The sequence below is a fragment of the Sphingomonas canaveralia genome (assembly GCF_047238125.1).
Classification (GTDB): Bacteria; Pseudomonadota; Alphaproteobacteria; order Sphingomonadales; family Sphingomonadaceae; genus JBDFMH01.
The window spans coordinates 1,052,005-1,075,793 of the sequence record NZ_JBDFMH010000001.1 but is presented as its reverse complement, the minus strand read 5'-3'; the positions used below and the strand labels follow the sequence as shown (position 1 = coordinate 1,075,793).

The 23,789-nt window shown below is 68.0% G+C and carries 19 protein-coding genes; 15 read left to right on the top strand and 4 right to left on the bottom strand.

Annotated features, from left to right (window positions below):
• The first annotated feature begins 2 nt into the window (after positions 1-2).
• Genes ABC347_RS05070 through ABC347_RS05060 form a run of 3 tightly spaced genes read left to right on the top strand, consistent with a single transcriptional unit; the run spans position 3 to position 3,713 of the window.
• Positions 3-1,583 (top strand): NADH-quinone oxidoreductase subunit M, encoded by a 1,581-nt coding sequence (locus ABC347_RS05070; RefSeq protein ID WP_413244650.1) that lies wholly within the window; start codon positions 3-5, stop codon positions 1,581-1,583.
• A 1-nt stretch (position 1,584) separates the two neighbouring features.
• A complete protein-coding gene (gene nuoN / locus ABC347_RS05065; protein WP_413247003.1) occupies positions 1,585-3,018 on the top strand; it encodes an NADH-quinone oxidoreductase subunit NuoN in 1,434 nt (477 codons plus the stop codon).
• Positions 3,015-3,713 (top strand): biotin--[acetyl-CoA-carboxylase] ligase, encoded by a 699-nt coding sequence (locus ABC347_RS05060; protein ID WP_413247002.1) that lies wholly within the window; start codon positions 3,015-3,017, stop codon positions 3,711-3,713. The genes nuoN and ABC347_RS05060 overlap by 4 nt, the downstream gene beginning before the upstream one ends.
• A gap of 1 nt (position 3,714) precedes the next feature.
• Here the strand turns inward: ABC347_RS05060 and ABC347_RS05055 are convergent, their stop codons facing one another.
• The gene (locus ABC347_RS05055) at positions 3,715-4,182 is read right to left on the bottom strand and encodes a hypothetical protein (protein ID WP_413244649.1); all 468 of its coding nucleotides are present in this window, start codon (positions 4,180-4,182) and stop codon (positions 3,715-3,717) included.
• 131 nt (positions 4,183-4,313) lie between these two features.
• On the opposite strand from ABC347_RS05055, the gene ABC347_RS05050 reads away from it, so the two are divergent.
• The 4 genes from ABC347_RS05050 (at position 4,314) to ahcY (ending at position 8,636) form a co-directional block, all read left to right on the top strand.
• The gene (locus tag ABC347_RS05050) at positions 4,314-5,093 is read left to right on the top strand and encodes a type III pantothenate kinase (RefSeq protein ID WP_413244648.1); all 780 of its coding nucleotides are present in this window, start codon (positions 4,314-4,316) and stop codon (positions 5,091-5,093) included.
• 173 nt (positions 5,094-5,266) lie between these two features.
• Entirely contained in the window at positions 5,267-6,847 is a 1,581-nt protein-coding gene (locus ABC347_RS05045) for a ribonuclease J (RefSeq protein WP_413244647.1), read from the top strand.
• A 10-nt stretch (positions 6,848-6,857) separates the two neighbouring features.
• Positions 6,858-7,127, top strand: coding sequence for a DUF1467 family protein (locus ABC347_RS05040; protein WP_413244646.1), 270 nt, complete (start codon positions 6,858-6,860; stop codon positions 7,125-7,127).
• Between the two features lie 99 nt (positions 7,128-7,226).
• Positions 7,227-8,636, top strand: a complete 1,410-nt coding sequence (ahcY, locus tag ABC347_RS05035) for an adenosylhomocysteinase (protein WP_413244645.1) — start codon at positions 7,227-7,229, stop codon at positions 8,634-8,636.
• Positions 8,637-8,656: 20 nt separating this feature from the next.
• On the opposite strand, the gene ABC347_RS05030 is transcribed toward ahcY, so the two are convergent.
• Entirely contained in the window at positions 8,657-9,604 is a 948-nt protein-coding gene (locus ABC347_RS05030; RefSeq protein WP_413244644.1) for a prolyl hydroxylase family protein, read from the bottom strand.
• Positions 9,605-9,715: 111 nt separating this feature from the next.
• On the opposite strand from ABC347_RS05030, the gene ABC347_RS05025 reads away from it, so the two are divergent.
• From ABC347_RS05025 to trxA, 7 genes are read left to right on the top strand one after another with little or no spacing between them, the layout of a single operon-like run.
• Complete coding sequence (locus ABC347_RS05025; protein WP_413244643.1) at positions 9,716-12,073, top strand: sensor histidine kinase; 2,358 nt, start codon at positions 9,716-9,718, stop codon at positions 12,071-12,073.
• The gene (tsaE, locus tag ABC347_RS05020) at positions 12,070-12,507 is read left to right on the top strand and encodes a tRNA (adenosine(37)-N6)-threonylcarbamoyltransferase complex ATPase subunit type 1 TsaE (RefSeq protein ID WP_413244642.1); all 438 of its coding nucleotides are present in this window, start codon (positions 12,070-12,072) and stop codon (positions 12,505-12,507) included. The genes ABC347_RS05025 and tsaE overlap by 4 nt, the downstream gene beginning before the upstream one ends.
• Positions 12,492-13,448 (top strand): aminoglycoside phosphotransferase family protein, encoded by a 957-nt coding sequence (locus ABC347_RS05015; protein WP_413244641.1) that lies wholly within the window; start codon positions 12,492-12,494, stop codon positions 13,446-13,448. Before tsaE ends, ABC347_RS05015 begins: the two co-directional genes overlap by 16 nt.
• A complete protein-coding gene (locus tag ABC347_RS05010; RefSeq protein ID WP_413244640.1) occupies positions 13,445-14,203 on the top strand; it encodes a nucleotidyltransferase family protein in 759 nt (252 codons plus the stop codon). Before ABC347_RS05015 ends, ABC347_RS05010 begins: the two co-directional genes overlap by 4 nt.
• Before the next feature lie 31 nt (positions 14,204-14,234).
• Positions 14,235-17,180, top strand: a complete 2,946-nt coding sequence (gene addB, locus ABC347_RS05005; protein ID WP_413244639.1) for a double-strand break repair protein AddB — start codon at positions 14,235-14,237, stop codon at positions 17,178-17,180.
• Positions 17,177-20,605, top strand: a complete 3,429-nt coding sequence (gene addA / locus ABC347_RS05000; RefSeq protein WP_413244638.1) for a double-strand break repair helicase AddA — start codon at positions 17,177-17,179, stop codon at positions 20,603-20,605. The genes addB and addA overlap by 4 nt, the downstream gene beginning before the upstream one ends.
• A gap of 52 nt (positions 20,606-20,657) precedes the next feature.
• Positions 20,658-20,978 (top strand): thioredoxin TrxA, encoded by a 321-nt coding sequence (trxA, locus tag ABC347_RS04995; protein WP_413244637.1) that lies wholly within the window; start codon positions 20,658-20,660, stop codon positions 20,976-20,978.
• A 31-nt stretch (positions 20,979-21,009) separates the two neighbouring features.
• On the opposite strand, the gene ABC347_RS04990 is transcribed toward trxA, so the two are convergent.
• Entirely contained in the window at positions 21,010-21,771 is a 762-nt protein-coding gene (locus ABC347_RS04990; protein ID WP_413244636.1) for an FkbM family methyltransferase, read from the bottom strand.
• Positions 21,772-21,808: 37 nt separating this feature from the next.
• On the bottom strand, positions 21,809-23,029 hold the full coding sequence (gene argJ / locus ABC347_RS04985; RefSeq protein ID WP_413244635.1) for a bifunctional glutamate N-acetyltransferase/amino-acid acetyltransferase ArgJ: 1,221 nt from the start codon (positions 23,027-23,029) through the stop codon (positions 21,809-21,811).
• Between the two features lie 105 nt (positions 23,030-23,134).
• On the opposite strand from argJ, the gene ABC347_RS04980 reads away from it, so the two are divergent.
• Complete coding sequence (locus ABC347_RS04980; protein ID WP_413244634.1) at positions 23,135-23,758, top strand: energy transducer TonB; 624 nt, start codon at positions 23,135-23,137, stop codon at positions 23,756-23,758.
• Positions 23,759-23,789: the final 31 nt, after the last annotated feature.

The following is a 23,789-nucleotide window of genomic DNA, read 5'->3' as shown; positions in this document are numbered from 1 at the left end:
CGATGAACCAGCTTGGCTTCCCCATCCTTTCGATCATGATCGCGGTGCCCGTGGTGGCGGCGCTGTGGTGCCTGTTCGCGCCCGGCGACGAAGATGCGCGCGCCGGCCAGGCGCGCTGGGTCGCGCTCGGCGCCACACTGATCGACTTCGCGCTCGGCATCCTGCTGTGGGCGACCTACGACATCGGCGGCGCGCAGTGGCAGTTCACCGAGAGCGTTCCGCTGTTCGGTCGCTTCGCCTGGGCGCTGGGCATCGACGGCATCGCGCTGATGCTGATCATGCTGTCGGTGTTCCTGATGCCGATCTGCATTGCCGCAAGCTGGCAGGCGATCGAGAAGCGCGTGCCCGAATATATGGCGGCGTTCCTGCTGATGGAAACGCTGATGATCGGCGTGTTCGCGGCGCAGGATCTGTTCCTGTTCTACATCTTCTTCGAAGCCGGCCTGATCCCGATGTATCTGATCATCGGCATCTGGGGCGGGGCCGAGCGGATCTACGCCAGCTATAAGTTCTTCCTCTACACGCTGCTCGGCTCGGTGCTGATGCTGGTGGCGATGCTGTGGATGGCGCAGACCGCGGGCACGACATCGATCCCGGCGCTGATGGCCTATGACTTCGATCCGCAAGCGCAGACCTGGCTGTTCCTGGCGTTCTTCGCCTCGTTCGCGGTCAAGATGCCGATGTGGCCGGTTCACACCTGGCTGCCCGACGCGCACGTGCAGGCACCGACCGCGGGATCGGTGATCCTGGCCGGCGTGCTGCTGAAGATGGGTGGTTACGGCTTCATCCGTTTTTCGCTGCCGATGTTCCCGGAAGCGTCGTCCCAGCTGTTCTGGCTGGTGATGGGGCTGAGCATGGTCGCGGTCGTCTATACCAGCCTCGTCGCGCTGGTGCAGAATGACATGAAGAAGCTGATCGCCTATTCCTCGGTCGCGCACATGGCGTTCGTGACGATCGGCCTGTTCGCGTTCAACCGTCAGGGCCTGGAAGGCGCGATGCTGGTGATGCTGAGCCACGGGCTCGTGTCCGGCGCGCTGTTCCTTTGTGTCGGCGTGATCTACGATCGGCTGCACACGCGCGAGATCGACCGCTATGGCGGCCTTTCGGACAATATGCCGAAATATGCGCTGTTCTTCCTGTTGTTCACGATGGCATCGGTCGGCCTGCCCGGCACGTCTGGCTTCGTCGGCGAATTCCTGTCGCTGGTCGGCGCCTATGAAGCGAACAGCTGGGTTGCGTTCGTGGCGACCACCGGCATCATCCTGGGTGCGGCCTACATGCTCTATCTCTATCGCCGCGTGGCTTATGGCGCGCTGACCAAGGACGATGTGCGCGCCATGCCCGATCTTTCGCCGCGTGAATTCGCGCTGCTGGCGCCGATCGCGGCGGTGGTGCTGTGGATGGGCGTTTACCCCGAAAGCTTCATGGCGCCGATGCGCGGCGATATCGGCACGCTGCTTGCCCGGATCGAGCGGGCGACGCCGGCGGGCGATGCGCTGGTGACGGCGGGCAACCCGGCGGCTGCGGCCGCGGCGCACGGTGGCGGCCATGCCGCACCGGCGGCGCATGGCGGGGGGCACTGAGATGGGTGGATCGCTGCTCTTCACGCTGCCCGAACTGACGCTGACGCTCGGATCGCTGGCGCTGCTGTTGTGGGCCGGCTGGCAGGGTGATCGCGCATCCAGTGCGATCAGCATCGCTGCGGTCGCGTTGTTCGTGGCAGCCGGCTTCCTGGCCGCGCTGCCCCCGGCGGGCTATGGCGTGGCTTTCGAGGGACTGTTCCGCGCGGACCAGTTCGCGGCCTTCGCCAAGATACTGATCTATCTGGCGGCGGCGATCGCGATCATCATCGCGCCGCGCTTCTTTGCCGATGGCGGCCAGATGCGGGCCGAGTATCCGGTGCTGATCCTGCTGTCAGGTGTCGGCATGGGCATGATGGTGTCCGCCGGCGACATGTTGACGCTGTATGTCGGGCTCGAGCTGCAATCGCTCGCCGCCTATGTGCTGGCCAGCTTCATGCGGCGCGACCTTCGCTCGGCCGAGGCGGGTCTGAAATATTTCGTGCTCGGTGCGCTCGCGAGCGGCATCCTGCTCTACGGCATCTCGCTGGTCTATGGCTTCAGCGGCACCACCCAGTTCGACCTGATCGCCGAGACGCTGGCGCAGGGCATGTCGACCGGGCTGCTGTTCGGCGTCGTGTTCGTGCTGGCGGGGATCGCCTTCAAGATCGCCGCGGTGCCGTTCCACATGTGGACGCCCGACGTGTATGAAGGCGCGCCGACGCCGGTGACTGCCTTCTTCGCCTCCGCGCCCAAGGTCGCGGCAGTGGCGTTGCTGGCGCGGGTCGCAATCGAGGCGATGGGACCGGCCAACCCGGCGTGGCAGCAGATCGTCGTGTTCTCGGCGCTCGCTTCCACCATCCTCGGCGGCGTGGCGGCGATCGGACAGACCAACGTCAAGCGGCTGCTGGCCTATTCGTCGATCAACAATGTCGGCTTCATTCTGTTCGGGCTGGTGCCGGGCACCGAATATGGCGTTTCATCGGTGCTGACCTATCTGGCCGTCTATGTCGTGATGACGCTGGGCAGCTTCCTGTGCGTGCTGCAGATGCGCGATGCCGATGGCCGCCCGGTCGAGACAATCGCCTCGCTGGCCGGCCTTTCGCGCACCCGTCCCGCACTGGCTGCAGCGCTGGCCATGTTCATGTTCTCGCTGGCGGGCATTCCACCGCTGTTCGGCTTCTGGCCGAAATTCCTGGTGTTCGATGCGGTGGTGGCGGCCGGGCTGTGGCCGCTGGCGATGATCGGCATCGCGACCTCGGTGATCGGGGCCTATTATTACCTCAAGATCGTCAAGACGATGTATTTCGACGAGCCGGCGGCGGCGTTCGCACCGCAGGCGAGCCGGATCGAGGGCGGGCTGATCGCGGCGAGCGCGCTGGCGGTGTCGCCGCTCGGTTATCTGGCGATCCCGGCGCTGGGCGCGGCCAGCATGGCGGCGGCGCGGGCGCTGTTCTGATCCGTTCGGTCGCCGAGACCGGTTCCACCAATGCCGATCTGATCGCGCTCGCCCGCGCCGGGGCGTCGCACGGCACCTGGCTGCGCGCGGATCGCCAGACGGCGGGGCGGGGGCGGCAGGGGCGGGACTGGTCGTCTCCCTTCGGCAACCTCTATGCCAGCACGATCGTGGCGCTTTGGCCGGGTGATCCGCCGCCGGCCTCGCTGGCGCTGGTTGCCGCGGTCGCGCTGGACGAGTTGGTGGCGGCCTATGCCGGGCCGGACCGGCTGGCGATCAAATGGCCGAACGACCTGCTGCTGGATGGAGCCAAGCTGTCGGGAATCCTGCTCGAGCGCAGCGGCGATACGGTGGTGATCGGGTTCGGCGTCAATCTGGCGCAGGCGCCGACCGATACGCCTTATCCTGCGACGAGCCTGGCGGCAGCGGGCGTCGAGCCACCTGATCCCGGGCTGTTCTGCGAGGCGCTGGCGGATAGCGTCGCGCGCTGGGTTGCGCGCTGGCGGCACGGGTTGGGCGATGTTCGTGCCCAGTGGTGCCGACGCGCGCATCCGGTTGGCACACCGCTGGTAGCGCGACTGGCGGACGGCGCGGCGCTCGAAGGCCTGTTCGACGGACTGGACGGCGACGGCGCGCTGCGGCTGCGCAACCGCGACGGGGTTCGCACGATTCACGCCGCCGACGTGTTTCCGCTGTAATCTATTTCTTCGCTGCCGGCGCCGGAGGCGGGGCAGCCTGTCCTGCTTCTGTCATCAACGCGCCCAGTTTTTCTCGGTCAAGGACCGCGCCGAACCGCTCCATCTCCGCTGCGACTTTGGGATCCTCCATCAGCCCGCGGCCGGCCATCTGTCCGAGAACCTGGAAGCTCTGCTCGAAAGCGGTCTGGCCCTCGTTTCGGATTGCCGCCACGGCCTGCTTTCTGCAATCAACGAGGATAAGGCGCTCGAACAGAGCCGCGCCACGCTTGTTGTAGGCCACGTGTTGTTCCGGGGTCACCGATGAGATTTCTCGCGCGATGTCGGCAGCGGCGTAAGCTGAGAAAATCCATTGCATCATCGTATCGCGGTCAGCCGGTGTAGCGGCGGTCACGAGACAACGACTGAGATCGTCGGTGAAGACGCCAGCGTTTGCCATGCTCGACAAAGCCCCTGTCGCGCTGATCATCATTCCCACAAACCCTGACGTTCGCATGTTTCTCTCCTCGGATATGGATCGTGGATCACCCGGGAACCCGCGCGGTGCAATACCTCGTTCAGGGTGGCCTAGCGATGCGGACTTATTGTCTCTACAGCGCCCCCATGCTGCTCGCGATCGATGCCGGGAACACCAATGTCGTCTGCGCCCTGATCGACGGGGCCGAGATCCGCACCCGCTGGCGGATCGCAACCGATCCCAGGCGTACCGCCGATGAATATGCCGTCTGGCTCAACCAGCTGATGCAACTCGAGGGATATGAGCGGCGCCAGGTGAAGGCGGTGATCGTGGCGACCGTGGTGCCGCGCGCGCTGCACAACCTGGAAGTGCTGGCGACCAAATATTTCGGCGTGACCCCGCTGATCGCCGGCCGCGCGCCGGTGGAATGGGGGATCGACCTGGATGTCGACGAGCCCAAGTCGGTCGGCGCGGACCGCGCAGTCAACACCATCGCTGCGCATGCGCTGCACGCGGGCGATCTGATCGTGATCGATTTCGGCACCGCGACCACGCTGGACGTTGTTGACTATAATGGCGCCTACAAAGGCGGGATCATCGCGCCGGGGATCAATCTTTCGCTCGACGCGCTGGTGGCGGCGGCCGCCAAGCTGCCGCGGATCGCGATCGAGGCACCGGCGGGCGAGAGCGTGATCGGGCGCGATACCGTCAGCCAGATGCATATCGGCATCTATTGGGGCTATATCGCAATGATCGAGGGGCTGGTGGCGCGGATGAAGGCCGAGATCGGCCGCCCGGTGAAGGTGATCGCGACCGGCGGGCTTGCGGTGCTGTTCGACACGCATACATCGGTGTTCGATGCGATCGAACCGGATCTGACGATCCAGGGCCTGCGCATCATGTATCAGCGGCTGAAGCCTGCGTAACCGGTTCAGTTCTCCAGTGCGAACTGGGGTTTTCAAGACGGTTGCGCGCCTGCCGCCCGCAACCCCCGGCTTCCACCGGGGTGACGATTTCAAAAAGAAAGACACACAGACACGTGACCAAACCCGGCAACGAACTCCTCTTCCTCGCCCTCGGCGGATCCGGGGAGATCGGCATGAACGTCAATCTCTATGGCACCCAGGGCAAATGGGTGATGGTCGATCTCGGCCTGACCTTCGCCGATCCGGGCTATCCGGGCATCGACCTGATCCTGCCAGACCTGCAGTTCATCGAGGACCGTGCCGATGATCTGCTGGGCATCGTGCTGACGCATGGGCATGAGGATCATATCGGCGCGATCCCTTACCTCGCCGCCGATCTGGGCGTGCCGCTCTATGCCACGCCGTTCACCGCGGGGCTGATCCGCGGCAAGCTGGACGAGGAAGGCCTGTCGAAGAAGGTCAAGCTCAACATCATTCCGAACGAGAGCAGCTTCCAGCTCGGGCCGTTCGGCTTCCGCTATGTGCCGCTGGCGCACTCGATCCCGGAGGGGAACGCGCTGCTGATCGACACGCCCTATGGCAAGGTGTTCCACACCGGCGACTGGAAGCTGGACGAGGAGCCGCTGCTGGGCACGCCATCGACCGCGGCCGAGCTGGAGGCGATCGGTGACGACGGCGTGCTGGCGCTGGTCTGCGATTCGACCAACGTGTTCAACGAGAGCGCGTCCGGATCCGAAGCGGCGGTACGCGAGGGGCTGGATGCAGTGATCGGCGCGGCGGAAGGCCGCGTGCTGGTGACAACCTTCGCGTCCAACGCGGCGCGCGTGCAGACGCTGGGTGAAGTGGCGCGCGATACCGGGCGCCAGCTGTGCGTGGCGGGCCGATCGCTGGACCGGATCATCAAGGTGGCCAAGGCGACCGGCTATCTGAAGGATTTCCCCGAGACGATCGACGTGGACGCCGCGATGCGGCTGCCGCCGCGCGAGGTGATGATCATCGCGACCGGCGGGCAGGGCGAAGCGCGCGCCGCGCTGGCGCGAGTGGCGTTCGACAGCCACCCGATCAAGCTTTCGGCCGGCGACACGGTGGTGTTCTCGTCCAAGCAGATCCCGGGCAACGAGGTCGCGATCGGCCGTATCCAGAACAAGCTGGCGGAGAAGGGGGTGATCATGATCACCGACCGCCAGGCGCATGTGCATGTGTCCGGCCACCCGGGCCGGCCCGAGCTGGAGCTGATGTACAAGTGGATCCGGCCCGAGATCATCCTGCCGGTGCATGGCGAGATGCGCCATATGGCCGAGCAGGCGCGGTTTGCGACCGGGCTAGGCGTGCCCAAGGGCGTGGTGCAGCAGAACGGCACCGTGCTGCGGCTGGCACCGAACGGCCCGGCGCTGGTGGGGCATGAACGGGTCGGCCGGCTGATCCTGGACGGCGACGTGATCCTGCCGGCGGATGGGACAACCATGAACGAGCGGCGGCGGATCTCGTTGAACGGCGTCATCTCGGTCGCGGTGGCGCTGGATGCCAAAAACAAGCTGCGCGGAGAGCCCGCGATCGCGCTGCAGGGCCTGCCAGTGGAGGAGGATCGCGACGAATTCCTGGTCGAGGCGCGCGATGCGGCGGCGGAGGCGCTGGCCAACCCGCCGCGCGACGAGGCCAAGCTGAAGGAAGCGGTTCGGCTGGCGGTGCGGCGGCGCGCGACCCAGTGGACCGGCAAGAAGCCGGTCGTCGATGTCTCGCTGATCCGCGTGTGAGCGCCAAGCGATGACCTTCGGCTCGATCGTCGCGATCTATGTGCTGTTTTGGTTCTTCTGCCTGTTCCTGGTACTGCCGTTCCGGCTGCAGACCGGGGATGCGGCCGAGGAAGCGGTGCCGGGCCAGGATCGCGGCGCGCCGCCGCGGTTCAGCGTGTGGCGGACGGTGTTCTGGACCACGATCGTGTCGGCGATCGCCTTTGCGCTCTACTATGCGAACTATGTGAACGGCTGGATCGGGGCCGAATTCTTCCAGCTGATCGTGCCGCAGCGGCATTGAGGCCGACCCACATATAAAGATATCTTTATATTTGCATTTGCATCCGTGGCCCGGCTCCGCTAGGCGCGCGGCCATCCATTCCATTGCCGGAGAGCATCCGTGGCGACCCAGCCCGTCGACAATTTCACCGATTATCTCGTCCATGACATCAGCCTGGCCGGCTGGGGTCGCAAGGAGATCGAGATCGCCGAAACCGAGATGCCAGGCCTGATGGCGCTGCGCGAGGAATTCGGGGCATCGAAGCCGCTGAAGGGCGCACGCATCACCGGATCGTTGCACATGACGATCCAGACCGCGGTGCTGATCGAGACGCTGACCGCGCTGGGCGCCGACGTGCGCTGGGCATCGTGCAACATCTTCTCGACCCAGGACCATGCCGCCGCCGCGATCGCCGCAGCCGGGATCCCGGTGTTCGCCGTGAAGGGCGAGACGCTGGCCGAATATTGGGACTATGTGGCGCGCATCTTCGACTGGGGCAACGAGCCCTGCAACATGATCCTCGACGATGGTGGCGATGCCACCATGTTCGCGCTGTGGGGCGCCAAGCTGGAGGCAGGCGCCAGCTTCGCCGAGCCGGAGAATGACGAGGAAGTCGAGTTCCAGCGCGTGGTGAAGCAGTTCATCGCCGACCGGCCGGGTTATCTGACCGCGACCGTGAAGGCGATCAAGGGCGTGTCGGAAGAGACCACGACCGGCGTGCACCGCCTGTATGAGATCGCCAAGAAGGGCGAACTGCCGTTCCCCGCGATCAACGTGAACGACAGCGTGACCAAGTCTAAGTTCGACAATCTCTATGGCTGCAAGGAATCGCTGGTCGACGCGATCCGCCGCGGCACCGACGTGATGCTGGCTGGCAAGGTCGCCTGCGTCGCGGGCTTCGGCGATGTCGGCAAGGGCAGCGCGCAGAGCCTGCGCAACGGCGGCGCGCGTGTGCTGGTGACCGAAGTCGATCCGATCTGCGCGCTGCAGGCGGCGATGGAGGGCTTCGAGGTCGTCACCATGGAAGAGGCGACCCAGCGCGCCGATATCTTCGTGACTGCGACCGGCAATGCCGACGTGATCACCGCCGAGCATATGGCGGCGATGAAGAACATGGCGATCGTCTGCAACATCGGCCATTTCGACAGCGAGATCCAGATCGCGGCGCTGAGCAACTACAAGTGGACCGAGATCAAGCCGCAGGTCGACCTGGTCGAATTCCCGGACGGCAAGCAGATCATCATCCTGTCCAAGGGCCGGCTGGTGAACCTGGGCAACGCGACCGGCCATCCGTCGTTCGTGATGTCGGCTAGCTTCACCAATCAGGTGATGGCGCAGATCGAGCTGTGGACGAAGTCCGATGCCTATCAGAACCAGGTCTATGTGCTGCCGAAGCATCTCGACGAGAAGGTGGCCGCGCTGCACCTCCAGAAGCTGGGCGTGAAGCTGACCAAGCTGACCGCGAAGCAGGCGAGCTATATCGGCGTTTCGACCGAGGGCCCGTTCAAGCCCGATCATTACCGCTACTGATCGATGCGGCCGCCGGGGGATCAATCCTCCGGCGGCCAGCTTGTCATCGCCCGTTCGCGGATCCAGCGCGAGGCGAGGAATTTGACCCCGCGCGTAACGGGCAGGCCGGCATGGCGCATCCTCATGTCGGGCGCGCCATCGGCATCCACGTTGTGGAACAGGATCGCGTCGCCGGGCTGGCCGCGCAGATCGATGCCCAGATCAAGAAACCGGGTCGCGCCGCCATCATAGGCCGCGTTCAGCCAGACCAGCATCGTCATGATCCGCTGGTTGCGCGTGCCCGGAACCGCATCGACATGGGCGCGATATTCCTGGCCGGGCGCATAGGCGAGCAACTGGAGCGGCTCTCCCTGGGCGACCATAGTGCCGCTGGCCGCCGCGAGCCGCCGGTTGAGCGCATGCACTGCCGGTGATTCAAGCGCGGGCGGGAACGAGGCCATGCCCGACGTGCGGACCGGATTGGCGATCGGCCGTGCCGTCACCGGATCTACCACCACCGCCGGTGCAAGCCTGGGCTTGCCGGCACCGACCAGCCAGGCGCATTCGGCCACCGAGAATAGTGCGGGAAAGCGGATGATCGGGTGGCCGGCGATCGGCTCTCCCGTGGGGACGACCAGCGGATCACCCGTGGCGTCGAGCGCCATCTGCGCGATCAACCCATGCTCGGCCTGCGCGCCCGGATCCGCCGCGATCAGATCGAGCGCGCCGGACCAGTCGCGTTCCCCACCGGTGCCGCTGCCTAGGAAGGCGGCGTAAATCTGGGCGGCACCGCGCCGGCCAAGCTTGGCCGCCCGCGCGAACAATGCGCGCGCCGCCGCCAAGTCGCGCGGGCCGTTGGTGCCGGCGAGCCGCCAGCGCGCGAGCAGGAACAGCGCGTCGCCATCGCCGGACTCGGCCAGCAGCCCAGCGGCGGCGGCCGGATCGCCCGCTTCCGCCAGTTCGTTCGCCCTGTCGATCACACTCGCCATCGCCGCCTTGTCGCGTGTCGGGCGGCTTCAGGGAAGCGGATTGCGGAAGTCCCTTCACCGCGGGCCATCGCCTGCCTATCACCATCCGATGATTTCGCGCCCGATCCGCCGATGATGACGCTGAGCCCGCTTGCGGCCGCCCTGGCGGTGGGGTTGTGCGCGCTGTGGATGGTGGCGGCGGCGTTCGCAATCGGCTGGGGGATCCGGCGCGGACGTGCGGCCGGGGCGGCGCAGGCGCGGCTGGCGGATAGCGAGGCGATGCTGGCAGGCGCGCCGGTCATTCCGCTGCGAATCGCGGCCGACGGGCGGATCGCCGCCACCGAGCGGCTGGCCGACTGGCTGGGGCTGGCGCGACTGCCGCGCTTCATCGGCGATCTGGCGCAGGACGAGGCCGGCCTGTCGGGCGAGGATGCCGCGCTGCTGGCACGCGATGTGACCGCGGCCCAGCGCGCCGGCCGCGGCTTCGCACGGCCGCTGCACGTGCAGGGATCGGATCGTGTGCTGATGGCGCGGGGACGACCGTCTGGCGGCGGGAGCGTGGTTGTCTGGCTGTTCGATCAGACTGACAGCCAGGTTGAAATCGAGCGGCTGACCGCCGCCGGCGCGCAATTGTCGCAGGCATTGGAGGCAGTGGCGGCATTGATCGAGGCGGCACCCTTCCCGATGTGGCATCGTGGCCCCGATCTGCGGCTTGCACTGGTCAATGCCGCCTATGTGCGGGCGGTGGAAGCTGGCGACGCCGCCGAGGTGGTCGCGCGCGGGCTGGAGCTGGTGGAGGGAGAGGCCGGGCGCGGCCCGCTGGGCCCGGCGGCGATGGCGCGCGACGAGGGCCGGCTGTCGGTACGCACCGCGCCAGCCACGATCGCCGGCGAGCGGCGGATGATCCGCATCGTCGACGTGCCGCTGGGTGAAGCCGGGGTGGCGGGCTATGCCGTCGACATCGAGGAGCTCGAGGAGGCTCGCGCCGATCTGGGCCGCTTCCAGCGCGCCCAGCGGGATCTGCTCGACCGCCTTTCGGCCGGGGTGGCGCAGTTCGCCGCCGATCGCAGCCTGGCGTTCTGCAACCTGCCGTTCCAGCGGCTGTTCGCCATGCAGCAGGACTGGATCGCCGATCATCCTGAATTCGATCGGGTGCTGGACCGGATGCGCGAGGCCAATCGCGCGCCGGAGATGCGCGACTTCCCTAAGTGGAAGGCGGACCGCCGGACCTGGTTCACCGCGACTGCCCCGGAGGAAGAAGCCTGGCAGCTGCCGGGCGGTATCCATCTGCGCGTGCTGGCGCAGCCGCTGCCCGATGGCGGACTGCTGCTGATCTTCGAGGATCGCACCGAGCAGCTGCAGCTGGCATCCGCGCGCGACACGCTGCTGCGGGTGCGGACCGCGACCTTCGACAATCTGTTCGAGGCGATCGGCGTGTTTGCCGCGGATGGCCGGCTGCACCTGTGGAACAACCGTTTTCTGGATGTATGGGGGCTGAGCGAGCAGGTGCTGGCGCTGCATCCGCGGGTGGACGCGCTGGTCGAACATGTCGGCAGGCAGCTCGTCAATCCGGCGCGCGCCGGGCTGGTGCGCGAGCTGGTGCGGATCGCAACCATCGATCGCCAGCAGCGATCGGGCCGGGTGGCGTTGAAGGACGGGCGCCATTTTGAGTTCGCGGCGGTACCGCTGCCGGACGGAAACGCGCTATTCACGATGCTGGACATCACCGCCAGCCGCCAGATCGAAGCGGCGCTGCGCGAGCGCAACGATGCGCTGGAGGAGGCCGACAAGCTGAAGACCGCGTTCGTGGCCAACATGTCGTACGAACTGCGCGTGCCGCTGACCACGATCGCAGGGTTCGCGGAGATGCTGGCGGGCGGCTATGCCGGCGAGATCGGGGAGACTGCGACCGATTATCTGGCCGCGATCACGGCATCGGCCGCGCGGTTGGGCACGCTGATCGACGACGTGCTGGATCTGACGCAGAGCGCGGCCGGGCTGCTGCCGATGGCGGCCGAGCAGGTCGACCTGGAACGGCTGGCGCATGCCGCGGCCGATGCGGTGCGCGCCGCCGCGGACGAGCAGCGGCTGGAGTTCGTGGTGGAGATCGATCCATCGGTCGGCGCAATCCTGGGCGATGCCCGGCGGCTGCGCCAGGCGCTGGATCATCTGCTGCGCAATTCGGTAGCCTATACGCAGGCCGGTGGGCGGATCCTGCTGCATGCATCGGGCGATGCGGAAGGCGCGGAGATCGTGGTTTCGGACAATGGCGCCGGGATCGCCGCGGCCGAGCAGGAGCGCGTGTTCGACCGCTTCCACCGCGGTAGCGAGCCCGGCGTGGATCGCGGCGGACGCGCGGCGCTGGGCCTGGGGCTGCCGCTGACCCGCCAGTTCGTGGAGGCGCATGGCGGCACGATCACGCTGTTCAGCGAGCCGGGCGAAGGTACGACCGTGATCCTGCGCCTCCCGCGCGAGCGCGAGCGCGCATGATCCGACTGGCGAATGAAGGAGCGACCCTGGCGTTCGGCGCGGGGCTGGCGCGGGTGCTGCAGCCGGGCGACGTCGTCGCGCTGTCAGGTGACCTGGGTGCCGGCAAGACGACGCTCGCGCGCGGGCTGCTGGCGGCGCTGGGGCATGACGGCGAGATCGCCAGCCCGACCTTCCCGATCGTGATCCCTTACGACGATCTGGCGGTGCCGGTGTGGCATGTCGATCTCTACCGGCTGGACCGGGCGGATGCGATCGACGAGCTGGGGCTGGACGATGCGCTGGCCGATGGCGCGTTGATCATCGAATGGCCGGGGCGGATGGGCGACCGGCTGTGGCCGCATGCCCTGCGACTATGGCTTGCGCCGGATGGCGGCGGGCGATGCTTGACAGCGCAAGTGCCACCGTCATGGGAAGCGCGATGGCCACCGCGATGATTCCGCCGGCGCATGCGCCCGATTTCCTGGCCGATGCGGGCTGGCGTGGCGCTGCCATCCTGCCGCTGGCCGGCGATGCCAGCTTCCGCCGCTATTTCCGCGTCGCGACCCCCGATCGCACCGCCGTGCTGATGGATGCACCGCCCGCGCACGAGGATAGCCGCCCGTTCATCGCGGTTGCCGAACATCTGCACGCGCGCGGCTTCGCCGCCCCCCGGATCCTGGCGCGCGATCTGACCCAAGGACTGATCCTGCTTGAGGACTTCGGCGATGCGCGGATGGCCGAGGTGATCGCCGCCGAGCCAGATCGCGAACTGCAGGTCTATCGCGACGCTATCGACCTGCTGAGCGCGCTCCATGCGCAGGATGCCGGCGGGCTGCCGCCCTATGACATGGCGGTCTATCAGCGCGAGGCGGGGCTGTTTCCCGAATGGTATGCGCCCGCCGCCGGCATCGAGGTGGATACGGCCGGCTATGCCGCCGCCTGGGACGCTGCGCTGGCGCCGATCCGGGACGACCGGTCTGTGACGGTATTGCGCGACTATCATGCCGAGAACATCATGCTGCTGCCCGACGGCAGCCTCGGCCTGCTCGACTTCCAGGATGCCCTGGCAGGCCACCCAGCCTATGATCTCGTCTCGCTGCTGCAGGATGCGCGGCGCGACGTGCCGCCCGCGCTGGAAGAGGCGATGCTGGCGCATTATGGCGCGATCGATCCCGCCGCCTATGCGCTGCTCGGCGCGCAGCGCAACGCCAAGATACTGGGCATCTTCTGCCGGTTGTGGAAACGCGACGGCAAGCCACGCTACCTGGCCTATCAGCCGCGGGTCTGGCGTTATCTGGAACGCGACCTGGCCCATCCCGCACTGGCGCCGGTGCGCGACTGGTTCGATGCCAACGTGCCGCCCGCGAAGCGCGCCGCGCTGTGGGCGGACGCATGAGCGCGCGCAAGCCGCTGGAATTGCGGGCCGTGACGGGCGCCGCGCCGATCGAGACCGCGATGGTGCTGGCGGCGGGACTTGGCAAGCGCATGCGCCCGCTGACCGCGACCCGGCCCAAACCGCTGGTGGAAGTGGCCGGCAAGCCGCTGCTCGATCATGTGCTGGATCGGCTGCGCACCGCGGGCGTGAAGCGCGCGGTGGTTAACGTCCACTATCTGGCCGACGCGCTGGAGGCGCACCTGCAGCGTAGCGCCAGCGGCCTCGACATCCAGGTTTCCGATGAGCGCGGGCGGCTGCTGGAGACGGGCGGCGGGCTGGTGAAGGCGCTGCCGATCATCGATCGCGATCGCTTCCTGGTCGTCAACAGCGACAATCTGTGGATCGACGGCCCGATCGACGCGATCAGCCTGCTGGGCCAGCGCTGGGACGATACGACGATGGATGCCCTTTTGCTGGTGGTGCCGCTGGCGCGCGCCAACTGCCATCGCGGGCCGGGCGATTTCCATATGGACGCCGCCGGCCGAATCGCGCGGCGGCGGCCAGGGCGGGTGGCGCCGTTCGTGTTTACCGGGATCCAAATCGTCTCGTCACGATTGCTGGCCGATGCGCCCGATGGTCCGTTCTCGACCAACCTGCTCTGGGATCGGGCGATCGAAAGCGGGCGGCTGTACGGTGTCGTGCATCAGGGCCTCTGGTTCGATGTCGGGACGCCGCAGGCGATCGCGCGGACCGAGGCGCTGATCGCCGAGGGGTGACGCAGGGGCTCCCGCCGCGCTAGATGACGCCATGACGCCAGCCGATCGCGCCGCGCCGCTCAGGCCGGCCGTCTTCACCATCCCAGCGCACCGCGCCTTTGCCGATGCGCTTGCCGCCGGGCTGATCGCGCGCACCGGCGGCGACCGGATGGCACTGGCGCGCGCGATGCTGCTGCTGCCGACCAATCGTGCAGTGCGGGCAGTGACGGATGCGTTCGTGCGGCGATCGGAAGGCGGGCTGCTGTTGCCGCGGCTGGTGGCGATCGGCGATGCCGAGCTCGGCGACGCGCTAGGTCTGGCGCTGGACCCTGCGGATGCCGAGCCGGTGCCGCCTGCGGTCGATCCGCTCGATCGGTTGATGCGGCTGGCGCGGCTCGTCCAGCAGGCGCGCGATGCCGCTGGCGATCCGATCGACGCGGCAGAAGCGTTGCGTCTCGCCGGCGATCTGGCGCGGGTGCGCGATCAGCTACTGGTCGAGGAGGTGCCGCCCGAGCGGCTGGCCGATGCGGTGCCGGTCGAGCTGTCGCGCCATTGGGAAGGATCGCTGGCGATCCTGCGCGCGGTGCTGGATCGGTGGCCGGCGGAGCTGACGGCGATCGGCCGGATCGATTTGGCCGAGCGGCGTGCTCGGCTGCTGGCGGGCATCGAGCGGCGCTGGGCCACCACGCCGCCGGCTGGGCTGGTCGTAGCGGCGGGGATCACGACATCGGCGCCCGCGATCGCGCGGCTGCTGCGACGGATCGCGCGGCTGCCGCAGGGTATGGTGGTGGTGCCTGCGCTCGACCTGGCGATGCCGGTCGCCGAGTGGTCGGCGCTCGGCCCGCATGATCCCGATCCGACGACCGGCATCGTGAAGTCGCCGATCGAGACACACCCCCAATTCCAGCTGAAGCTGCTGATCGACGCGATCGGTGTGGCGCGCGGCGAGGTTCGGCCGTGGCGCTGGGGTGGCGGGCGCGGTTCGGCGGCGGTGCGCAGTCGTGCGATCGGCAACGCGATGGCCCCGGCGCGCTTCACCGCCAAGTGGCAGACGCTACCCCCGGCCGAGCGGCGGCTGAGCGGGATCGTGGCCGCGGAGTTCGCCGGTCCGGGCGAGGAGGCACGCGCGATCGCGATCGCCATGCGCGAAGCGATCGAGACGCCGGGGCGGACCGCGGCGCTGGTGACCCCGGATCGGGGACTGGCGCAACGCGTGGCCGCACAGCTGCGCCGCTGGGCGATCCATGTCGATGATTCGGCAGGGCGACCGCTTTCGCAGCTGCCTCCGGGCACGCTGCTTCTTTCGCTGGCGGCGGCCGCCGCCGAACGGTTCGCACCGGTCGCCCTGCTGGCGCTGCTGAAGCATCCATTGGTGCGGCGCGGCGATCGACGCGATGCCTGGCTGGCGGGGGTGCGGGCGCTGGATCGCGCACTGCGCGGCCCGCGGCCCGATGCCGGGCTGGCCGGCGTCACCGCGCATCTCGACGGCGGCGACGAGCGCGAGCGCAAGTGGCGGCGCGCAGCCGCCGGCTGGTGGGACGAGGCAAGGGCGTTGCTTGCCCCGCTCGAGTCGCTGGCCGCTGGCGCATCGACCGCTGATCGACTTGCGGTGCTGCGCGACGTGGCGTCCGCGCTGTGCGGTGATGCGGTGTGGGCGGGCCCCGATGGGCGGCGCGCTGCCGCGCTGATCGCGGAACTGGAAGCTGTTGCCGCCGAGGGGCCGGTGCGGGTCGATGGTGACGGGCTGCACCGGATGCTGCGGCAATTGATGGACGATATCGCGATCCGGCCGCCGCAGGGCGGGCATCCGCGGCTGTTCATCTGGGGGCTGATCGAAGCGCAGCTGCAACAGGCCGACCTGATGATCCTGGGTGGGTTGAACGAAGGCGTTTGGCCGGCCCTGCCTGCGCCGGATCCGTGGCTGGCGCCAGCGCTGCGCCGATCGCTGGGCCTGCCCGGGCTGGAGCGGCGGATCGGCCTGGCCGCGCATGATTTCGCCAGCGCGCTGGGCGCGCCGCGCGTGATCCTGACCCGGGCGCGGCGCGATGCGCGTGCGCCGGTGATCGCATCGCGCTTCTGGCTGCGGCTGGAGGCGATGACCGGCGGCGTGACCCGGCTGCCGCGGCTGCGGCGCTGGGCCGACGCGATCGATCGGCCGATCGGCCCGCGTGCGCCGGCCAGCCAGCCCGCGCCGTCACCGCCATCGCGTGAACGGCCGCGCCGACTGGCGGTGACCGATCTCGACCGGCTGAAGGCCGACCCATACGCCTTCTACGCCAAGGCGATGCTGGGGCTGTCGCGGCTCGATCCGGTCGATGCCGATCCGAGTGCGGCGTGGCGCGGCAGCGCGGTGCATGCCGTGTTCGAGGCCTGGATGATCGAGGATGGTTGTCGCCCGGACCGCCTGGTGCCGCGTGCACGCGACCTGCTCGACCGGATTGCCGCGCATCCGGTGCTGAGGGCGCTGTGGACGCCGCGGCTGATCGAGGCGCTGGAATGGGTGGCCGCCCGCATGGCCGACGATGTGGCGGCGGGGCGGGTGCCGATCGCAGCCGAGCGCAAGGCCGTGATCGACATCGCCGGCGTCACCATATCGGGCAAGGTCGATCGTGTGGACCGGTTGCCGGGCGGTGGGCTGGCGATCGTCGACTACAAGACCGGCAAGGCGCCGGCGAAGGCGCAGATCGACGCCGGCTTCGCGCTGCAGCTGGGCCTGCTGGGTCTGATTGCCGAGCAGGGCGGGATCGAAGGCATAGCGGGCTGGGCCGAGGCGTTCGAATATTGGTCCCTGGCCAAGGAGCGCGACGGGTTCGGCAAGGCCAGCGCGGTTGACCCCGAGGGCTTCCTTGCCTTTTCGGAACGCGTGCTGCGCGAGGCGATCGCCAAGTGGCTGACCGGCGACGAGCCCTTCACCGCAAAGCTCAATCCCGATTTCGCTCCGTTCGACGACTATGACCAGCTGATGCGGCTGGACGAATGGTATGGAGCCGAGCGGTGAGCCGCCGGGTGAAGCCGCTGCAACGACTGTTCGGCGAGCAGCAGCAGGCATCGCACCCTGCCGATCTCGTCTGGCTGTCCGCCTCCGCCGGCACAGGCAAAACGCATGTGCTGACTGCGCGCGTGCTGCGGCTGTTGCTGGCCGGGGCCGCCCCGCAATCGATCCTGTGCCTGACTTTCACCAAGGCGGGGGCCGCCGAGATGGCGGAACGGGTGCACGAGCGGCTGGCGCATTGGGTGCGGCTGGCAGACGAAAAGCTGCGCAAGGAGCTCTTCAATCTCGGTGAGCCCCATGACGAAGAGGCGATCGCGAGGGCGAGGGCGCTGTTCGCCACGGTGCTGGATGCGCCGGGCGGGCTGCGGATCCAGACGATCCACGCCTTCTGCCAGACGCTGCTGGCCGGCTTTCCGGCGGAGGCGGGGCTTTCGCCCGGCTTTCGGCCGATCGAGGGGCGCGAGGAGGCGGCATTGGCGCGATCGGTGCTGGCCGATCTGCTGGTGGACGCGGAACGCGGCGGCGATCTCGGCCTGATCGATGACGTGCAGCAGCTGAGCCGTCGGCTGGGCGAGCAGGGGGCCGAACGCTATCTGATGGACTGCGCTCGCGCTGCCGAGGACATGGCGGGGCTCGGCCCCCGCGAGGGCATCGAGGCGCGGGTGCGCACAGCGCTCGATCTGCCGCTGGGCGATATCGACGCGGCGATCGAGCAGGCCTGTGGCGACGATCGTTTCGATACGGAGACGCTGCGCGCGATTGGTGCCGCGAACGGGCGCTGGAAGACGGCCAAGGGAGCCGCGCGCGCCGATCTGGTGGCGCGCTGGCTGGCTTCGGATGCAATGGAGCGGGCGACATTGCTGGCCGATCTGCACGCCGTCTGGTCCCGCAAGGATGGCGCGCCGCTGTCGTTCGGCAAGGGCCAGGCCCCGCAGGAGGAAGGCTATGCGGATCTGGCGATGCGGCTGCATGGGCATTGCGCGGAGCTGATCGGCCTGCGCGCGCGTGCCGGGCTTGCCGTGCTGGTCGCGGCGGGGCTGCGTGCCGGGCAGGCCTATGCGCTGCGATACGCCGCTGCCAAGCGCGCGGCCGGGATGGTCGATTTCGACGACCTGATCAACGCATCGGTCCGGCTGCTGAACAGCGACGGGATCGGCGACTGGATCCGCTACAAGCTGGATCAGGCGACAGACCATATCCTGGTCGACGAAGCGCAGGATACCAATGCGCGGCAATGGTCGATCATTGCGGCGCTGGCGGGCGAGTTCTTTGCCGGCGAAGGGGCGCGAGGGCAGACGACGCGCACGATCTTCACGGTCGGTGATTTCAAGCAGGCGATCTTCGGCTTCCAGGGCACCGACCCGCAGGCTTTCAACGCGGCGCGGCAGGCATTCTCGATGCGGGCGGAGCAGGCCGGCAGGGGCTTCAACCAACTCTCGCTCGATCGTTCGTTTCGTTCGACGCCGCCTGTGCTGGAACTGGTCGATACGCTGCTGGATCAGCTCGGCCCGCTCGAACTCGGGGTCGAGGAACAGCTGGCCCCGCATCTGAGCGCGCGTGACGGCGGTCCCGGCACCGTGACCCTGTGGCGGCCGCACAGCGTGTCGAGTGCGGAGGATGTCGAGGAGGGGGACGAGACCTGGCTCGACGATGCCACGCGTGGTTTCGCGACCCAGCTCGCCCGGCAAATCCGCCGCTGGCTGGACGAACCGCTGTGGCTGGAAGGCAAGGGGCGGCCGGTGCGGCCCGAGGATATCCTGATCCTGGTGCGCAAGCGCGGTGACTTAGCCGGGCTGCTCGTGGCGCGGTTGCATGCCGAAGGCGTGCCGGTCGCGGGTGTCGATCGGCTGCGGCTCGATCGGCCGCTCGCGGTTCGGGACCTGCTGGCGGGGCTGCGTTTCTGCACGCAGCCGCTGGACGATCTCAATCTCTCCGCGCTGCTGGTATCGCCGCTGTTCGGCTGGGATCAGGACCGGCTGTACCGGCTGGCGAAGCAGCCGCGCGCCGGGCTGTGGTCAACGCTGCGGGACCGGGCGGACGAGGCCGATACCGCGGCCGCGCTCGGCAGCCTGCTCGCGCAGGCCGATTTCGTCTCGCCGTACATGCTGATCGAGACGATCCTGAGCGGTCCGCTCGACGGCCGCCGCCGGCTGGTCGCCCGGCTGGGCGCGGAAGCATCGGACCCCATCGACGAACTCGTGAACGCCGCGCTGCTATTCGAGAGCGAGGGTACGCCGACGCTGCAATCCTTTCTGGACTGGTTCGATCGCGGCGAAGTCGACATCAAGCGCGATCCTTCCACCCCGCTGGATGCTGTGCGGGTGATGACGGCGCACGGCGCGAAGGGGCTGCAGGCACCGCTGGTGATCCTGGCCGATGCCACCGGCGATCCCGATCGCTCGCCAGTGTCGACGCTGGCGTGGCCGGTCGGAGAGGCGACGGTGCCGCTATTCCGTCCGCGCAAGGCGGAGCTGGCCGGATCGATCGCCGAGGCCGCCGAGCGCGCACGCCGACGCGACCGCGAGGAGCATCTGCGGCTCCTCTATGTCGCGGTGACGCGGGCGGAGGAGCGACTGGTGATCGGCGGTGCGCTTGGCCCGGCGACCAAGGGGGTGGTGCCGCAATCGAGCTGGTATGCCGCGATCGAGGCCGCGATGATCGCCTTGGGCGCAGAGGAAGATCCGGCCGACGAATTCTGGGGCCATGCCCGCCATCATCGCGGCGGCAAGCCGGTGCCGCCGCTGGCGCGTGCGCGGAGGTTGGCGCCGCCTGAGCCCGCATTGCCCGCTTGGCTGCATGCCGCCGCCCCGCAGGAAGCGCGCCCGCCGCGTCCGCTCGCCCCATCGGCGATCGGCGTCGATGCAGTTGCGGATCCGCCGCCGAGCCCGGCGATGCGCGCGGCGGCGCGGCGCGGGACACTGCTGCATGCGCTGTTCGAACGGTTGCCCGCGCTTGCCCCGGTCGATCGGACGGCGGCCGGGCTGCGCTGGCTGGAACAATCGGCCGGGGTGATCGACCGGGAGGAGCGGGAAGCGCTGATCGCAGACGCGCTGACGGTGATCGCGGATGCCCGCTTCGCCGATGTGTTCGCTTCCGATGCCCTGGCCGAAGCGCCGATCGCAGCGGTCGTCGCGGGCGACGTGATCGCCGGTACGGTCGATCGGCTGCTGGTGCGCGAGGATCGCGTGCTGATCGTCGATTTCAAGACCGGGCGGCGGGTGCCGGCCACGATCGATGCCGTGCCAGCGCATCATCTGGACCAAATGGCAGCCTATGTCGCCGCGCTCGCGTCGATCTTTCCCGATCGGCGGATCGAGGCAGCCTTGCTCTATACGGCCGGTCCCGTGCTGTTGCCGTTGCCCGACGACTTGCACCCGCGCCACAAGCCCGGCTTGGCCCGGCAGGAGCAAATGCTGTCGGGCGACCGTTGAGCCCGACCGAGCGCCACCCTACATCCACAGTCAACCCAAAGGAGTTTCGACCATGGCCACCAAGACGATCACCGACGGCTCGTTCCAGAGCGATGTGCTGTCCGCTTCCGGCCCGGTCCTGGTCGATTTCTGGGCCGAATGGTGCGGGCCGTGCAAGATGATCGGCCCGGCGCTGGAAGAGCTTTCGGACGAGCTTGGCGAAAAGGTGACGATCGCCAAGCTGAACATCGACGAGAACCCGGATTCGCCCGCCAAATATGGCGTGCGCGGCATTCCGACGATGATCCTGTTCAAGGATGGCGCGCCGGTCGAGACCAAGGTCGGCGCAGCACCGAAGAGCCAGCTCAAGGGGTGGCTGGAAGGCGCCCTCTAAGGCATCCAAGCCCAGGGCGCCGGCACCTGGATCAGGGGGCCGGCGCTTTCGCGAGCTGCGTGTCGCCGCGGATCGCGGCGCTGTCCTGACCCATCGCCCGAAGCTCGTAGCCGGCGTCGGTGAAGCGCTTGCGGATGTCTGATGCATCGTCCGGCGACATCGATTCCTCCTCGTAGAGGATCAGCTTCGGCCGAAACGTGGTCAGGTCGAACTGGCGCAGGATGCGGGCGTCGTGGCCCTCGGCATCCACCACCAGGATGTCCGGGTTGGCATGGCGGGTCTCGCGCAGCAGTTGATCGACCGTGACAAGCTCGACCGGGATCTCGACGATCCGACGATCAACATCGGGAATGCGATCGGCGAACCGCATCAGCTGCGCGCGGTCGAGGCTGGCCGATCCGTGCGCCCAGGCGGGAATGACGGGATCGGCCGGATCGAACGCATAGAAGGGCAGCGTGCCCGCCTGATCCGAGATCGCCTTGTTGATATAGTCCATGCCTGCGATGCCGCGATAGGTTTGCTGCATTGCTCGGAAGAAGACCGGCTGGGGCTCCACCAGCGCGCCGGTCAGGTAGCCGCGATGGACCGCCAGGTTCAGCGGATCGGCATATTGGCCGTCGTTGACGCCGATCTGCAGGAAGGTGCGCGCGCCATCCAGCGCCACGGCGGACAGGATCAGCCGCTCCGCGCGGCGCGGGGTGAGCAGGCCGAACTGATGCAGGCGTGCGCGGATCCGCGATTTCAGGTGCGGGCTCAGCTTGCGGACGAGCCGTTCCTTCAGGGTCTGGGCCAAGCGCGGTCTCCGGTCGGTGTGGCCTCTCCCGCGCCGATCAGCTGCGATAGTCGGCGTTGATCGAGATGTAGCCGTGGGTGAGGTCGCACGTCCAGACAGTCGCGCTGCCCTCGCCGATGCCGAGCGAAACGCCAATTTCGATCTCGCTGCCCTTCAGGTGGGCGGCAACCGGGGTTTCGTCATAATCCGCAACCGCCAGCCCATCACGCGCGACGATCGTGTTGCCGAAGCGGATCGCCAGCCGATCGCGGTCCGCGGGCTCGCCGGCCTTGCCGACGGCCATCACCACCCGGCCCCAGTTCGCATCCTCGCCGGCGATCGCAGTCTTCACGAGCGGCGAGTTGGCGATCGACAGGCCGATCCGCCGCGCGCTGGCATCGCTTTCCGCGCCTTCCACGTCGATCCGGATGAATTTCGACGCGCCTTCGCCGTCGCGCACGACCAGATGCGCCAGCTGCCGACAGAGATCGGTGAGCGCTGCCTGGAAGGCATCGGCCCCGGCGTTATCGAAGCCGGTCAGCGGCGCATGGCCGGCACGGCCGGTGGCGAAAGCGAGCACGGTGTCCGAAGTCGAAGTATCGCCATCGACCGTTATGCAGGAGAAAGTGGCGCGATTGGCGGCCTCCAGCATCGTCTGCAGGAAGGCGGGCTCGACCGCGGCATCGGTGAAGATGAAGCCCAGCATCGTCGCCATGTCCGGCGCGATCATCCCCGATCCCTTGATCACGCCGACCAGCGTGACGGTGCTGCCGCCGATCACCACGCGAGTGACCGCGCCTTTGGGAAAGGTGTCGGTGGTGGCGATCGCGTTCGCCACGTCCTCCCAACCGGCGGCAGGAGCGACCAGCGCGGCGTCGATCCCGGCCTCGGCCCGGTCGATCGGCAGCGGCACCCCGATCACACCGGTCGATGCGACGAAGATATCCGATGGCTGGCAACCAGTCGCGGTGGCGACGCGGGCGGCGATCGCCTCCACAGCGGACCGTCCGCGATGGCCGGTAAAGGCGTTGGAGTTGCCGGCGTTGACGACCAGCGCACGCGCCCGGCCCAGCGGCAATGCGGCCCGGCACCATTCCACCTCCGGCGAAGGGCAGCGGCTCTGCGTCGTAACGCCGGCGACGGCGGTCCCTTCCTCGAGAGCGACATAGGTCAGATCGCACCGGTCCCATGTCTTGTAGCGCGCACGCGCGACCGCGGCACGAACGCCGGCGATGGCGGGCAGGGCGGGAAAGGGTGTGGCGAGGGGAGAGCGGGTCATGGCGCGGGGCATAGGGGTTCGCTCTCTGCTTATGAAGCCCGTAACATCTCGCTTGATCCGGCCCGGGTGCTTCGCCAGCATTCGATCCGGGCAGGGGGGCGGAAAATGATATTGCCGATCGCGATCTTGTTGATGGCGCCGAGCGAAGCCGCCGGTTTCACGATTCCGGCAGAATCGATCACGCCCCAAGCCGAATGGATCACCTCCGAGGATTACCCAAAGCTGGCGATCCAGCAGGGCCAGGCCGGTACCACCCATGTCTCTTACACGATCGACCCGGACGGCCGCGTGAACCGGTGCGAAATTCTGGGATCGAGCGGTTCGGCGGTGCTCGATGTCACAGCGTGCGAACTGCTAAAGGCGCGTGGACGCTATCGCCCGGCGCGCGATCAGCGGGGCAATGCGGTCAGCTCGACGACAACTCGACGCGTGCGATGGGAGATTCCGCAAGCAGCCAACTCCGACGAGCAACCTTTTCTTCCTGATAGACTCTCACGGCCGTTTTCAGTGAGCATCCAGTTCACGGTCGGTGAAGACTTGAAGATGAAAGATTGCACTGTGCAAGCCTACTCAGGCCTCCCCGGCTCAGCGTCCGACGTCTGCCCTGCAATGCTCGCAGCCGGGCGATCGCCAATGCCGATCGACCCAAGCATTATTGGCGAGTCGCTTATCTTCACCGTGTCTCTTGCCAAGACCGGTGACACGCCCGCCCAGAAGGCCCGGCGCTAGCCCGCGAATTGACGTGCCCGCGACGGGCACC